This window comes from Hoeflea sp., assembly GCF_039975035.1.
In the GTDB taxonomy this organism is placed as follows: Bacteria; Pseudomonadota; Alphaproteobacteria; order Rhizobiales; family Rhizobiaceae; genus Hoeflea.
This window is the reverse complement of the sequence record NZ_JBDWHW010000019.1, coordinates 1-13,313: the sequence shown is the minus strand read 5'-3', so window position 1 is coordinate 13,313 and position 13,313 is coordinate 1. Positions and strand designations below refer to the sequence as shown.

General features: G+C 60.1%; 13 protein-coding genes. 4 read left to right on the top strand and 9 right to left on the bottom strand.

All coding sequences use genetic code 11. From position 1 onward, the window contains the following. Both ABJN75_RS01545 and trxA read left to right on the top strand, forming a co-directional pair. Window positions 1-1,674: PD-(D/E)XK nuclease family protein (locus ABJN75_RS01545; RefSeq protein ID WP_348436179.1), on the top strand; the 1,674-nt coding region annotated here is incomplete at its 5' end. A 111-nt stretch (window positions 1,675-1,785) separates the two neighbouring features. Continuing rightward, entirely contained in the window at window positions 1,786-2,106 is a 321-nt protein-coding gene (gene trxA, locus ABJN75_RS01540; RefSeq protein WP_348436177.1) for a thioredoxin, read from the top strand. Window positions 2,107-2,259: 153 nt separating this feature from the next. On the opposite strand, the gene ABJN75_RS01535 is transcribed toward trxA, so the two are convergent. The 9 genes from ABJN75_RS01535 to ABJN75_RS01495 all read right to left on the bottom strand — a co-directional run bounded on the left by ABJN75_RS01535 (window position 2,260) and on the right by ABJN75_RS01495 (window position 10,912). Beyond that, entirely contained in the window at window positions 2,260-3,552 is a 1,293-nt protein-coding gene (locus ABJN75_RS01535) for a folylpolyglutamate synthase/dihydrofolate synthase family protein (RefSeq protein ID WP_348436181.1), read from the bottom strand. An 82-nt stretch (window positions 3,553-3,634) separates the two neighbouring features. Further along, window positions 3,635-4,561 (bottom strand): acetyl-CoA carboxylase, carboxyltransferase subunit beta, encoded by a 927-nt coding sequence (gene accD / locus ABJN75_RS01530; protein WP_348436175.1) that lies wholly within the window; start codon window positions 4,559-4,561, stop codon window positions 3,635-3,637. A 36-nt stretch (window positions 4,562-4,597) separates the two neighbouring features. Beyond that, window positions 4,598-5,437: a tryptophan synthase subunit alpha gene (gene trpA, locus ABJN75_RS01525; protein ID WP_348436173.1), complete on the bottom strand. Its 840-nt coding sequence runs from the start codon at window positions 5,435-5,437 to the stop codon at window positions 4,598-4,600. Then, window positions 5,438-6,145, bottom strand: coding sequence for a flavodoxin family protein (locus ABJN75_RS01520; protein WP_348436171.1), 708 nt, complete (start codon window positions 6,143-6,145; stop codon window positions 5,438-5,440). Between the two features lie 2 nt (window positions 6,146-6,147). Continuing rightward, the gene (trpB, locus tag ABJN75_RS01515) at window positions 6,148-7,368 is read right to left on the bottom strand and encodes a tryptophan synthase subunit beta (protein ID WP_348436169.1); all 1,221 of its coding nucleotides are present in this window, start codon (window positions 7,366-7,368) and stop codon (window positions 6,148-6,150) included. A 1-nt stretch (window position 7,369) separates the two neighbouring features. Then, on the bottom strand, window positions 7,370-8,053 hold the full coding sequence (locus ABJN75_RS01510; RefSeq protein WP_348436167.1) for a phosphoribosylanthranilate isomerase: 684 nt from the start codon (window positions 8,051-8,053) through the stop codon (window positions 7,370-7,372). Window positions 8,054-8,158: 105 nt separating this feature from the next. After that, on the bottom strand, window positions 8,159-8,917 hold the full coding sequence (locus ABJN75_RS01505; protein ID WP_348436165.1) for a M48 family metallopeptidase: 759 nt from the start codon (window positions 8,915-8,917) through the stop codon (window positions 8,159-8,161). Window positions 8,918-9,031: 114 nt separating this feature from the next. Beyond that, window positions 9,032-9,466 (bottom strand): DUF2852 domain-containing protein, encoded by a 435-nt coding sequence (locus ABJN75_RS01500; RefSeq protein ID WP_348436163.1) that lies wholly within the window; start codon window positions 9,464-9,466, stop codon window positions 9,032-9,034. Between the two features lie 162 nt (window positions 9,467-9,628). Then, window positions 9,629-10,912, bottom strand: a complete 1,284-nt coding sequence (locus ABJN75_RS01495) for a polyhydroxyalkanoate depolymerase (protein WP_348436161.1) — start codon at window positions 10,910-10,912, stop codon at window positions 9,629-9,631. A 353-nt stretch (window positions 10,913-11,265) separates the two neighbouring features. On the opposite strand from ABJN75_RS01495, the gene ABJN75_RS01490 reads away from it, so the two are divergent. Together ABJN75_RS01490 and ABJN75_RS01485 are read left to right on the top strand one after the other, a co-directional pair. Beyond that, window positions 11,266-12,471 carry an aminotransferase class I/II-fold pyridoxal phosphate-dependent enzyme gene (locus ABJN75_RS01490; RefSeq protein WP_348436159.1) on the top strand — a complete coding sequence of 402 codons (1,206 nt, stop codon included), beginning with the start codon at window positions 11,266-11,268 and terminating at the stop codon, window positions 12,469-12,471. Between the two features lie 176 nt (window positions 12,472-12,647). Beyond that, window positions 12,648-13,313 (top strand): thiamine pyrophosphate-binding protein (locus tag ABJN75_RS01485; protein ID WP_348436157.1); only part of this gene is annotated, 666 nt, incomplete at its 3' end.

Below are 13,313 nucleotides of genomic sequence, written 5' to 3'. Positions count from 1 at the left end.
GTCGCCGGCGCCGACCGGCTGCGTCTGACCGATCATATCGCCGTGCAGGATCTGATGGCGCTTGGCCGTTTTGCCCTTCTCGCCGACGATGATCTGTCGATCGCGAGCCTGATCAAAAGCCCCTTGCTGGACCTTGATGAGGAACATCTGTTTCGCCTGACCGCTTTACGGCCGGAGGGCGTATCCGTTTGGCATAATTTGCGCGAACTTGCCGAAACAGATCCGGCCTTCGCCACTGTGCGGCAACAGCTTGTCCGCTGGAGGGCGCGGGCGGCGCACCTGCCGCCGCATGATTTTTTCGCGGCCCTGCTCGGGCCGGACGGTGGCCGCCGGGCCTATCTGGCGCGGCTGGGTCATGAGGTCGGCGATGTGCTCGACGAATTCCTCGGGCTGGCGCTCGACCATGAACAGGCGGGTCTGCCGGGCCTGCAATCCTTCCTCGCCATGCTCGAAACCGACGCGCCGGAGATCAAGCGCGAGATGGAAGGCCAATCCGGCGCTGTCCGGATCATGACCGTACATGCGGCAAAGGGCCTGGAAGCGCCGATTGTGTTTCTGGTCGATTCGGGCGGTGAGGCGTTCCAGCACTCGCATCAGCCGCGGCTCTGGCTGCTGCCGTCTTCGCCTGACCGGAACGAAGCGCCATCGGTGCCGGTGTGGCTCCCCGACAAGTCTTGCGAGAACGAGGCGACGGCTCCGACGGGTGACAAAATGCGCGAACTGGCCGAGGAAGAATACCGCAGGCTTTTGTATGTCGGCCTGACCCGCGCCGCCGACCGGCTGGTGGTCTGCGGCTATCGCGGTCTCAGGGAGGTCAAAACCCCGACCTGGCACTCGCTTGCCTCTGCCGGGATCGAAGCTGCCGCGGGTGAGGCGAATTACCAGGTATCCGATGCCGTGCATGACATTGGCGGTGAGCCGTTTGACATCAAGCGCTTGTGTCGCACAGGCGCGAAAACTGCCGCTCCGGACGAGTTGACACAGCCCGCAAACGATCTGCTTCCCACCGATGCAGGTATGGTAATTCCGATGACGCCGCTGCCCCGGCCCGCGCGGTTGCCACGACCGCTGGCCCCGTCGGGGGTCAGTGCCGTGCTGGAGGACAGCGGCGGTGTGGTGTCGCGGTCGCCTTTTGCGGGAACCCGAGTCAATTCGGCATCCGCGCTTGAACGCGGCAACATGGTTCACCGATTGCTTCAGGTGCTGCCGTCGGTTGCACCCGGTGAGCGCCGTGAAGTGCTTGCCCGCTATCTCGGCCGGGCCTTGCCGGCGGATCAGGCTTCAGTAGCCGTGGAGATCGAGACCCAGGTTCTCGCGGTGCTGAATGATCCGCGGTTTTCCGCGGTTTTCGAGACACAAGGCGAAGCGGAAGTTTCCGTGATGGGCACGTTGCGAATCGGTGGCGAGGATCGGGCGGTCTCGGGCCGTATCGACCGAATTGCGCTTGATGGCGACCGGGTGCTGATTATTGACTACAAGACCGGCCTCGCGCCCGGGCCCGGAGAGGAGCCGCCGGCAGGCCATGTATCCCAGCTGGCGATCTATCGCGCGCTGCTGATGCCGCTCTATCCCGGGCGTCAAATTGACGCTGCCCTGGTCTATGTTTCCCGCCCCAGTCTGGTCGAAATCTCCGGTACGGTGCTGGATGACGCCATCAGCAAACTGACCGGCTGAAATTGGAAGATAAATCACGGCTCGGTGATGAGCCTCGAAAAGCCTTGAATACTCAGTGTCGAATCATCACATTGTTTGCATCTGAGACATCCATCAAAGGAGTGCCGAATCATGGCAACCGTTAAAGTAGACAGCGCCAATTTTCAGAGCGAAGTGCTCGAGTCGACCGTACCGGTTGTTGTGGACTTCTGGGCGGAATGGTGTGGGCCCTGCAAGATGATTGCCCCCAGCCTTGAGGAAATCTCCAACGAGATGGAAGGCAAGGTGAAGGTCGTCAAGCTCAACATCGATGAGAACCCCGAACTTGCGTCGCAATTCGGTGTTCGTTCGATCCCGACACTTGCTATGTTCAAGGGCGGCGCCGTGGCTGATATCAAAGTGGGCGCTTCACCCAAAACCGCATTGTCCAACTGGATTTCAGGCGCCGTTTGAGACCTGTCGCGTTCAATTGGTCCCAATTGAACGCCTGTGCATGTCTCGATGCAAAGTGCTTCAGCGCCGCGCTTTGAGACTGTGATTGAGCCCGTCCGGCACATGCCGGGCGGGTTTTTGTCTGCAGGCTTCTTCAATTTCAGCCGGGACCGGTCAGACCGGCGGTGTGCCGTTGACGCGCAGGACGTCGCCGAGCAGATACAGCGATCCGCCGATCAGGATGCGCGGAGGTAGCTCAAGGCTGTTGCGGTTCCTGCAAATGGTTTTTATCGCAGCTTCGACATTTTCCGCCGACTCTGCCGTCAAGCCGGCTTCATCCGCGGTATCGGCAAGAAATTCCGGATCGAGTCCGGCGTCGGAATCTCTCACCGGCACGGTGTAGACGTGTCTGGCCATCCCGGAAAAAGCTTCGAAATACCCGACCGGATCCTTGGTGTTGATCATGCCGGTGATCAGAAACAGAGGACGTGATTCCCTGTCATTGAGATTGGCCATGGCTTCGGCGATGACCCGTCCGGCGCCGGGATTGTGGCCACCATCGATCCACAATTCGGCACCCTCCATCGCAGTGTCGACGAGACGGCCGTGAACCAGTCGCTCCAGCCGTCCGGGCCAGGATACGCTGACCAGGCCTTCGGCGATCGCCTGTTCATCAAGTTTGAACCCGGCGGCCTTGAGCGCCCGGATCGCTGCCGCTGCATTGGCTTGCTGATGCCGGCCCGCAAGCTTTGGCAAGGGCAGATCAATCAGTTCGTCTTCGTCCTGATAGGCAAGCCGTCCGTTTTCCTCGACAGCGAAGAAGTCCTGGCCGTAGACGCTGACCGGGCAGCCGAGCCGTTCCGCGATTCCGTTCAGCACATCGCGCGCCGCGTCTTCCGACTGGGCGCCGATCACCACCGGTGCACGGCGCTTGATGATTCCGGCCTTCTCCGCCGCGATCAGTTCCACATGATCGCCAAGATAGGCCTGATGATCGAGCGAGATCGACATGATCACCGAGACCGCCGGATTGGATATGACGTTGGTCGCATCAAACCGGCCGCCAAGGCCGACTTCGATCAGCGCCGCATCCGCGGGGTATTCCGAAAACAGCACGAACATCACCGCCGTCAGGATCTCGAAGACGGTGATCATCTCGCCCTGGTTGGCGACCGCTACCCGCCGCACCGCATCGGCAAGCACCTCATCATCAACAAACCGGCCGCCGCCGGTTGCGCCGATCCGGAAACGTTCATGCCAGTTGACCAGATGTGGCGAGGTGTGGACGTGGACCTTCAGACCTTGCGCTTCCAGAATGGCCCGGCAGAATGCACTGGTCGAACCCTTGCCGTTTGTGCCGGCGATATGGATCACCGGGGGCAGCTTTTCATGCGGGTTGCCAAGCCGTCCGAGCAGCCGCGTGATCCGGTCGAGCGACAGGTCGAAGCCTTTCGGATGCAGCGCCATCAGCGCGTTGATTTCCTTCTCGGCAGCCGACACGACCGTTCCTCCCGCCGAAATTGCCGGCTCTTGTTACCGGGGTTGATATCTATTGCGCGGCTTCGGCGACCTCTGGCTCAGTGCCGGGCTCCGGTGATGGCGCGGCGAGCGCCTTGGGGGCCGGGGCGTCGAGCTTGAGGAATATTCTCAACAGCCGTGCGATCGTTTCCGGCAGGTCGTGACGGTGCACCACCATGTCGATCATGCCGTGATCAAGCAGATATTCGGATGTCTGGAAGCCCTCGGGCAGCTTTTCGCGAATGGTCTGCTCGATCACGCGTTTGCCGGCGAAACAGATTTCCGCACCGGGCTCGGCCAGATGGATATCGCCGAGCATTGCATAGGACGCAGAGACGCCGCCGGTGGTCGGATTGGTCAGCACCACGATGTAGGGCAGACCGGCTTCCTTGAGCATTTCAACGGCGACCGTCGTGCGCGGCAATTGCATCAGCGACAGGATGCCTTCCTGCATGCGGGCGCCGCCGGAGGCGGGGAACATGACCAGCGGGCAATTCCGCGCGATCGCTGCCTCAAAAGCCTGGATAATGGCTTCACCGGCGGCGATGCCGAGCGATCCACCCATGAAGGCAAAGTCATGCACACAGGCAACGATGTTGACACCTTGCATGGCGCCATGGGCGGCGACCACGGAATCGTCAAGACCGGTTTTGGTTCGGCTGTCGCGCAATCTGTCGCTGTATTTTTTTGAATCACGGAACTTGAGCGGATCCTGAGGCACTTTCGGCGAAGGCAGAGTCTCGTATTTGCCTTCGTCGAAAATGTGCTTGAGGCGTGCTTCGGCCGACATTTTCATGTGGTAGCCCGAAGCAGGGATCACAAAGTGGTTTTCCTCAAGATCTATGTGGAACACCATTTCCCCGGTTTCAGGGCATTTGATCCACAGATTCTCCGGCACCTCGCGGCGGCCGAGCATCGAGTTGATCTTCGGCCTGACGTAGTTGGTAATCCAGTTCAACGCGTTATCTCCGGTTCGTCCACCAATGTGGGGGTATTATTGCGCCGGTGCAAGCCGTGCTGCACGAACGCCGGTGGCAAGACCGCGCACCATGGTGGCCACGCTCTCGACCGTGTCGCTGGTTGCCGCGCCCTTTGCGTCAAGCGTGTTGGCGATCTGGTTGACGATGGCGGTGCCAACCACAACCCCGTCCGCTGACTGCCCGATGGCGCGCGCCTGTTCGGCGGTTTTCACCCCGAAACCGACACAGACCGGCAGGCTGGTATGGCTCTTGATCCGCTCGACGGCAACATTGACTTTCGACGTGTCGGCAATCGCCGATCCGGTGATCCCGGTCATCGACACATAATAGACAAAACCCGACGTGTTGCTCAGCACACGCGGCAGCCGCTTGTCGTCGGTGGTCGGCGTTGCCAGCCGAATGAAGTTGATCCCCGCTTTCAGCGCCGGCAGGCACAGTTCCTCGTCCATTTCCGGCGGCAGGTCGACCACGATCAGCCCGTCAATGCCGGCCTCCCTGGCGTCGATGAGAAACTGTTCCACGCCATAGATGTAGATCGGATTGTAATACCCCATCAGCACGATTGGCGTTTCATTGTCGCTCTTGCGGAAGTCCCGCGCCAGCGAAAGCGTCTTTTTCAGCGATTGGCCGCCTTTCAGCGCCCGCTGACCGGCCATCTGGATCGCCGGGCCGTCGGCCATCGGGTCGGAAAACGGCATGCCGAGCTCGATCACGTCGGAGCCCGCGCCCGGCAGCGCCTGCATGATCTTCAGCGACGTGTCGTAATCCGGATCGCCGCCCATGAAATAGGTCACCAGCGCTGGCCGGCCCACGGCTTTGAGCTTTTCAAATCGGGTGTCGATGCGAGTGGTCATTCAGGATTTTCCGATCTCGGGGTGGTCAAAACGCGCGCCATTGTTCCAGGCTTCGACATCATTGCCATGGTTGGGGATGCCGCCGGCATCCTTGAGCATCCGCGCCAGATGCATCAGGTTCCAGGTCATGAATGTGGTGTTGCGCTTGGTGAAATCATTGTCGTAGCCGGCGCCATCATCGCCATAGGATTTGCCCGGGCCGACCTCGCCGATCCAGCCGCAATCCGCCTGCGGTGGAATCGTGTAGCCGACATGCTGCATGGCATAGAGGCAAGACATCGACACGTGCTTGACGCCATCTTCGTTGCCGGTGACGACGCAGCCGCCGGTCTTGCCGTAATAGATATATTGCCCGCGGTCATTGCGTTGTCCGGAATGAGCGTAAAGCCGTTCGATGATCACCCGGCACAGCGAGGATTCTTCGCCCAGCCAGATCGGTGTACCGATCACCAGAATGTCGGCATCACGGACCTTGGGCCAGAAGATCTCGGGCCAGTCATCCCGGTCGGCGCCATGCTCGCGCATGTCGGGCTGCACGCCATAGGCAATATGGTGGTCGGCGGCGCGCAGCAGGTCCACCTGCACGCCATTGGTCTCCATGATGGCCATCGAATTGCGCATCAGCCTTTCGGTGTGGCTTTCGCCCTGCGCGGAGCTCTTCAGCGTGGTGTTGATGAAAAGCGCCTTGAGATCGGTATATTTGGTCATGATCAAAGCTCCACTCCGAGAATCTTGCCGACCGTGAAGATGTCTTTGTCGCCGCGGCCGCACAGGTTCATCACGATGATCTGGTCCTTGCCCATTTTCGGCGCGCGCTTGATCACTTCGGCCAGGGCGTGGCTGGGTTCCAGCGCGGGAATGATACCTTCGAGCCGGGTCAGCAGCTGGAAAGCTTCCAGCGCTTCGGTGTCCATGATCGGCACATATTCGACCCGGTTGGATTCCTTCAGCCAGGAATGCTCCGGGCCGATGCCGGGATAATCGAGACCGGCCGAGATCGAGTGGCCTTCCTTGATCTGTCCGTCGCTATCCTGCAGCAGATAGGTGCGGTTGCCGTGCAGCACGCCGGGTGATCCGGCGGTCAGCGAGGCGCAATGTTCTTCGCCGTCCAGCCCCTTGCCGCCGGCTTCGACGCCGACAATCTGCACATCCTTGTCGTCAAGGAACGGATGAAACAGGCCGATGGCGTTGGAACCGCCGCCAACCGCGGCAACCAGCATGTCCGGCAAGCGGCCTTCGGCTGCCATCATTTGTTCGCGGGCTTCCTGTCCGATGACTGACTGGAAGGTGCGCACCATTTCCGGATAGGGATGCGGGCCCGCTGCCGTGCCGATCAGGTAATAGGTATCGTCGACATTGGTCACCCAGTCCCGCAGCGCCTCGTTCATCGCGTCTTTCAGCGTGCCATGCCCGGAGGAAACCGGATGCACCTGTGCGCCAAGCAGCTTCATCCGGAACACGTTCGGCGCCTGACGCTGAACATCGGTGGCGCCCATGTAGACTTCGCACGGATAACCAAAGCGCGCGGCAACCGTGGCTGATGCCACGCCATGCTGGCCGGCGCCGGTTTCAGCAATGATCCGGGTCTTGCCCATGCGCTTGGCCAGCAGGATCTGGCCGATGCAATTGTTGATCTTGTGCGACCCGGTGTGGTTGAGTTCGTCGCGCTTGAAATAGATTTTCGCCCCGCCCAGATGCTCGGTCAGCCGCTCGGCGAAATACATCGGCGACGGCCGTCCGACATAATGGGCGTTGAGATAGTCGAGTTCGGCACGGAAGGCCGGATCGGCCTTGGCCCGTGTCCATTCATCTTCCAGCTCAAGGATCAGCGGCATCAGCGTTTCGGCAACGAAACGGCCACCGAAAATGCCGAACATGCCCTGCTCGTCGGGACCGGTGCGGAATGAATTTGGGGTGTTAGTCTGATTCAATTCACTTACTCCTGAAACCGTCCCTTTTCGGGGTCGTAAAGTCCGCTTCGCGAACAGCGCGGACAAAGGCGTCCATCATGCCTGGATCCTTGACGCCCGGCGCGCTTTCAACCCCGGACGACACGTCAACGCCTGGGGCGCCGCTGATGCCGAGTGCCTCGCCGACATTGTCTTTCGTCAAGCCACCCGAAAGCATGTAATTAATGCTGTCGTCAAGCTTGGCAAGAAGCCGCCAGTCAAAGCTTAGGCCATTGCCGCCGGGCAAGTCTGACCCTTTCGGCGCCTTCGCGTCAAACAGCAACCTGTCGGCAATACCGGTATAGGGTGCGATCCGGTCGAGATCTGCTGCCTCGCGGATGGCGAAGGCCTTCATCACCGGGAGCCCGTACCGGGCCTTGATGTCCGCGGTCCGTTCCGGGCTTTCATCGCCATGCAGTTGCAGCCAGTCGGGTTTGACACTTGCGACAATCTGGTCGAGCCCGGCGTCATCCATACCGACGGTCACAGCCACGGTTTGAAGCCCGCGCCCCCGCGCCCGCTCCGCCAGAGCGGCCGCTGTCGCGATTGCAACATGGCGCGGGCTTTTTTCAAAAAAGATGAAACCGGCCATATCGGCGTTGAGATCGGCCGCACGGTCGATTGCTTCAGGCGTGCTCAGGCCGCAAATCTTGATGGTTGCTGTCATGGCGGCTGACGTCGCACAAAATGGCCAGTGAGTCGAGATATGAGTGAGTCGAGATATGGATAGCCAGCTGGCGCCAAACCGGCCCAACCAGGACTCCGACCCGGGCTAGAATGTGACGGCAAACAGCCGCGATCCATTCTGCTTGAGCCACCGCTTGGCTTCTTTCGTGCGCGGACAGAGCATCGTGCAGGTGGCCCAGAAATTCGGTCCGTGGTTCATTTCCTTCAGATGCGCCACCTCATGGGCCGCAAGGTAGTCGATCACGAAATCCGGTGCCATGGCAATCCGCCAGGAAAATGACAGGTTGCCCTCCGAGGTGCAGGACCCCCAGCGACTTCTGGTGTCCTTGTAGGCAATCGCCCGCACAGGTTTGCCCAGGGTCGTCGCGTGCATCCGCACCAGCGCCTCCAGTTCCCGCTTTGCCACCCGCTTGAGATGGTCGGAGACGCGCCGGCCGACATGTTCGGGCGAACCCGAAACCATCAGCACCGGTACACCGTCGATTTCGGTTTCCTCGGCCAAGCCCCTAAGCTTGCCGGTGGTCTCGATCCGGTGATCGACGCCGCGTATGGCAATGGTCCTGGTCTCTGCAAGCGGCCCGGCGTCCGGAACGCGCGCCAGCCGGGTCATCAGCCAGCCGTGATGACGGGTGAGAAACTCGTCGATCTCGCGGCCCGGCAACCCCTTCGGAATGGTCAGCTTCAGCGCCTGGCCGCCCGGCTCGATCCTCAGCGTCATGCGGGTTGCCCGCGCGTTTTCGCGAATGGTCAGCGGCAGCTCCCGGCCATTGACGGTGACCACTCCAGGCCGGGGCGTGGGCCGGGGCGTGGAGTGTCTTGAGGAATTGCGGCCAAATCCGAACATGGGGCTGGTTTTATCCGATTCGCTGGCGCTGCAAGCTCGAATTTGCGTGCGTCGGCGCAACAAAAAGGCGGCGTCCTGAACAGAACGCCGCCGGGTATCGTGTGTGGTGGTCAATCAGCCGTCGATTTCGGGCACCGAGCGACCCTTTTTGGCCTTGCTCTGATTGGCCTGGCGGTCTGCCATGAACTGCTCGAATTCGGTGCGGTCACGCGCCATGCGCAGATCGCGCATATGCTGGTCGAATTCGCGGCGCATCTCGTCGAGCTTCTTGCGTTCTTCGTCAAGCCGCGCCATTTCGGCATCACGCCACTCGTCAAACGCAACGTTGCCGCTGCCGGTGGCACGCATGCCGCCACGGTTCTTGCGAAACGCGCCGGTGAAATCATCGGTGGCGCGGTTTACGTCTGCCTTGAACGCGTCGAGCCGGTCACCCCAGATGATGTAGGCGAGCATGGCAAAGCCCAAAGGCCAGAAAACCATGAAGCCCAGAACCATCAGGGCGATGGTCGCCGGCGTCCAGGCCGGACGGATCAATGCGGTCTGTGTCATCAGCTAAAACCTCATCTCGTGAAGGGAAGCGGGGATCGTTCCCTTGTGAATTTGATGTGGTATGGGCGACAGGTTGATTCAAGAAAATCCCGACAGGAAACCGTTATCTCTTTGCTTTAACAAAGAAAATTTCAACAGTTAAAATGCTGTCTAAACCTCCGGTCAGCCGCTGCGGCCACCCTTGATCACCTTCGGAGCAACCTTTTTGGTGCGATTGGCCAAGGCGTGGGTCCGGACGAAATCGAGGATCCGCGGCGCGATCTCGGCGCGAAAGCGCGAGCCATTGAAAACACCGTAATGGCCGACATCCGGCTGCACATAGTGGTGGCGCATGTCGTCGGGAATATTGGGGCAGATGGTCTGCGCTGCCTCGGTCTGGCCAAGACCCGAAATATCGTCGTTCTCGCCCTCTACGGTCAACAGTGCGACATTGCGGATGGCTTTTGTGTCGACCTTGCGGCCGCGATGCGTCAGTTCGCCCTTGGGCAGCGAATGCTTGATGAAGACCGCATCGACGGTTTGCAGGTAGAACTCGGCCGTCATGTCCATGACCGCGAGATACTCGTCATAAAAATCCCGATGCCGTTCGGCCGGATCGCCGTCGTTCTTGACCAGATTCAGGAAAAAATCCTTCTGCGCAATCATGTGGCGATCAAGGTTCATCGTCATGAAGCCGGACAATTGCAGAAAGCCCGGATAGACTTCGCGGGAAAAGCCCGGCAGCGGCCACGGCACCTGCATGATGACATTGTCTTCAAACCATTCGATCGGCTTGGCTTGCGCCAGTTCGTTGACGCCGGTCGGGTTGATGCGGGTATCGATCGGACCGCCCATGAGCGTCATGGTGGACGGCACGAAAGTGTCGCCGCTTTCTTCCATGACCGCGACCGCTGCCAGAACCGGCACGGAAGGCTGGCAGACAGCCATGACATGCGTATCAGGACCGAGCGCGTGCAGCATGGAAATGACGTAGTCGATATAGTCATCGAGGTCGAAACGGCCTTCCGCAACCGGCACCATGCGGGCGTCGGTCCAGTCGGTGATGTAGACTTCGGCACTGGGCAACAAGGTTTCGACCGTGCCGCGCAGCAATGTCGCGTAATGACCCGACATCGGCGCCACGATCAGGATTTTCGGATCGGGCTGGTGATTGGCCGGAAGGGTTCGTTCAAAATGGACCAGGTTGCAGAACGGCCGCGACCAGACGGTTTTTTCATGCACGGACACCTTTCCGGTGTTCAGCGTTGTCTCATCGAGCCCGAATGCCGGCTTGCCGTAGCGGCGCGTCGTGCGCTCGAACAATTCAAATCCCGCGCCCACTGCACGGCCGAACGGCGTATGGGCAATTGGATTGATCGGATTGCGGAAAGCCAGACGCATCGCGTCGGCATAGGCCCGCATTGGCGCCACGGCTGCGTGGTTAAGCTCGTACATCTGGTAGAACATGATGATTTGCCTCTATTTTGACAGCCCAGCTGCCCGGTTCCCGCCATCATGCATGCCATATCCTTACCGGAGTCTGACTTGTTGCAGCGCGCAAACAGTGCAGGAGCCTATCACGCTTTTGCTGCATTGCAACAACAGACCCGTTGATTATCGGGGGTTATAATACCAATCGCCAAGGTCAGCGGCCCGTTTTTGGCAGATCTGCTCGCCAGTTCACGACCGATACGCTGCACGTTCCTCCTGCGCGAAATCCCGTCAGACAGGGCCCTTGTCCCTATCCATATCGGGGAACTGGCTGTAGTGCCGGCATCGATTGCCGTCTATGGGGTAAAGCATCGCGCATCCAGGGAGCAATGACATTGAAGCCGTTTACGGGAAATTTTACCCAGCAGGAGTCCCTGGATGACGATGTAGTCGCGGCGGCCACGGCGGTCCTGAAATCAGGCCGCCTGCATCGCTACAACAGCGGCGCCGGTGAGATCTCCAAAGCTTCCGAGCTCGAGCAGACCTACGCCCGCTATCAGGGCGCGCGCTTCTGCCTGGCCTGCGCTTCCGGCGGATATGCCATGGCGATCGCGCTGCGCGCCGCAGGGATCAAACCGGGCGAGACTGTGCTGACCAACGGCTTTACGCTTGCGCCTGTGCCAGGCGCCATCGCATCGGCAGGCGGCAAACCCGTTCTCGTTGAAATCACCGAAAACCTGGTGATTGACCTTGAGGACCTTGAACTCAAGGCTCGATCTTCCGGTGCCCGTTTTCTGTTGTTGTCGAACATGCGCGGTCATCTGGCAGACATGGAGCGGTTGTCGGACATCATGCGCCGCCATCGCATGATCCTGATCGAGGACTGCGCCCACACCATGGGTGCTGCCTGGAATGGCCGCAAGAGCGGCAATTTTGGTCTGGCAGGTTGCTTTTCGACCCAGACATACAAGCATCTCAATTCCGGAGAAGGCGGTCTGCTGACGTCCGACGATCCTGATTTCATGGCCCGCGCCATCATCCTGTCGGGCTCCTACATGCTCTATGAGCGCCACGGTGCGGCGCCACCGCCAGAGGTGTTCGAGCGGATTCGGCTTGAAACGCCCAACATGTCGGGCCGCATGGACAATCTGCGCGCCGCAATCCTGCTGCCGCAACTGCTGCGCCTGGAAGACAACATCGACCGGTGGAATGAGCGCTATCGTGCGGTTGAGAACGGCCTCAACGGTATTGACGGCCTGGTTTTGCGCCGGCGACCCGATGCCGAGCGCTATGTCGGCAGTTCCATCCAGTTTGGCCTGCCAGGAATTTCCCGATCCGGGGCAGTGTCCTTTGTGGCTGCCGCCAAGGCGCTGGGTGTGGAGCTGAAATGGTTCGGTGCGCCTGATCCGGTGGCATTTACCTCCAACCATCACAGTTGGAGATATGTCGATCCGCAGGCGTTGCCCGAAACCGACCGGGTGCTATCAAGCCTGTTCGACATGCGCTTGCCGTTGACATTTTCCGTCAAGGAATGCCGTCAAATTGCATCCATCATCGCTCATTGCGTCAGCACTCTTCCGGCCCCTTGCACATGAATTCGCTGATTATTCCCAATTGAGTGGGACATACAAGCCAAGCGGCAAATAATCGGTCTGCAGCGAGAGCCGGCGTTGCCGTGCGGTCATCCGATCTGGCGTAGTCGTACCCCTGAACTGGTACTAGAGGTGATGGGGCCAGTTGTGGTTCTAATCCACCATAAGGAGAATTGCCCATGCCAAAAATGACCACCGAGGAAGCTTTCGTCAAAGTGCTCCAGATGCACGGAATAGAGCATGCCTTTGGCATCATCGGCTCTGCCATGATGCCGGTATCGGATCTCTTTCCCAAGGCCGGGATCACTTTCTGGGATTGTGCGCATGAAACCAATGCCGGGCTGATGTGCGACGGTTTCATCCGCACCACCGGCAAAATGGCGATGGCCATCGCCCAGAACGGCCCGGGCGTTACAGGATTTGTTACTCCGGTCAAGACAGCTTACTGGAACCACACCCCTATGCTGCTGATCACCCCGCAGGCGGCCAACAAGACCATCGGTCAGGGCGGTTTTCAGGAAATGGAGCAGATGCGACTGTTTGCCGATTGCGTCTGCTATCAGGAAGAAGTGCGCGATCCCTCCCGCATTCCCGAGGTGCTGAATCGCGTGATCATGAAGGCCTGGCGGGGATCGGCTCCGGCGCAGATGAACATTCCGCGCGACATGTGGACACAGATTATCGATGTCGAACTGCCGCAGATGGTCGAATTCGAGCGTCCGGCAGGCGGCGAGCAGGCGATCGCCAAGGCCGCCGGGCTTTTGTCGAAGGCTCGCTTCCCGGTCATTCTTTCGGGCGCCGGCGTGGTGTTGTCCGGCGCAATTGCGGATCTGGCCAAGCTGGCC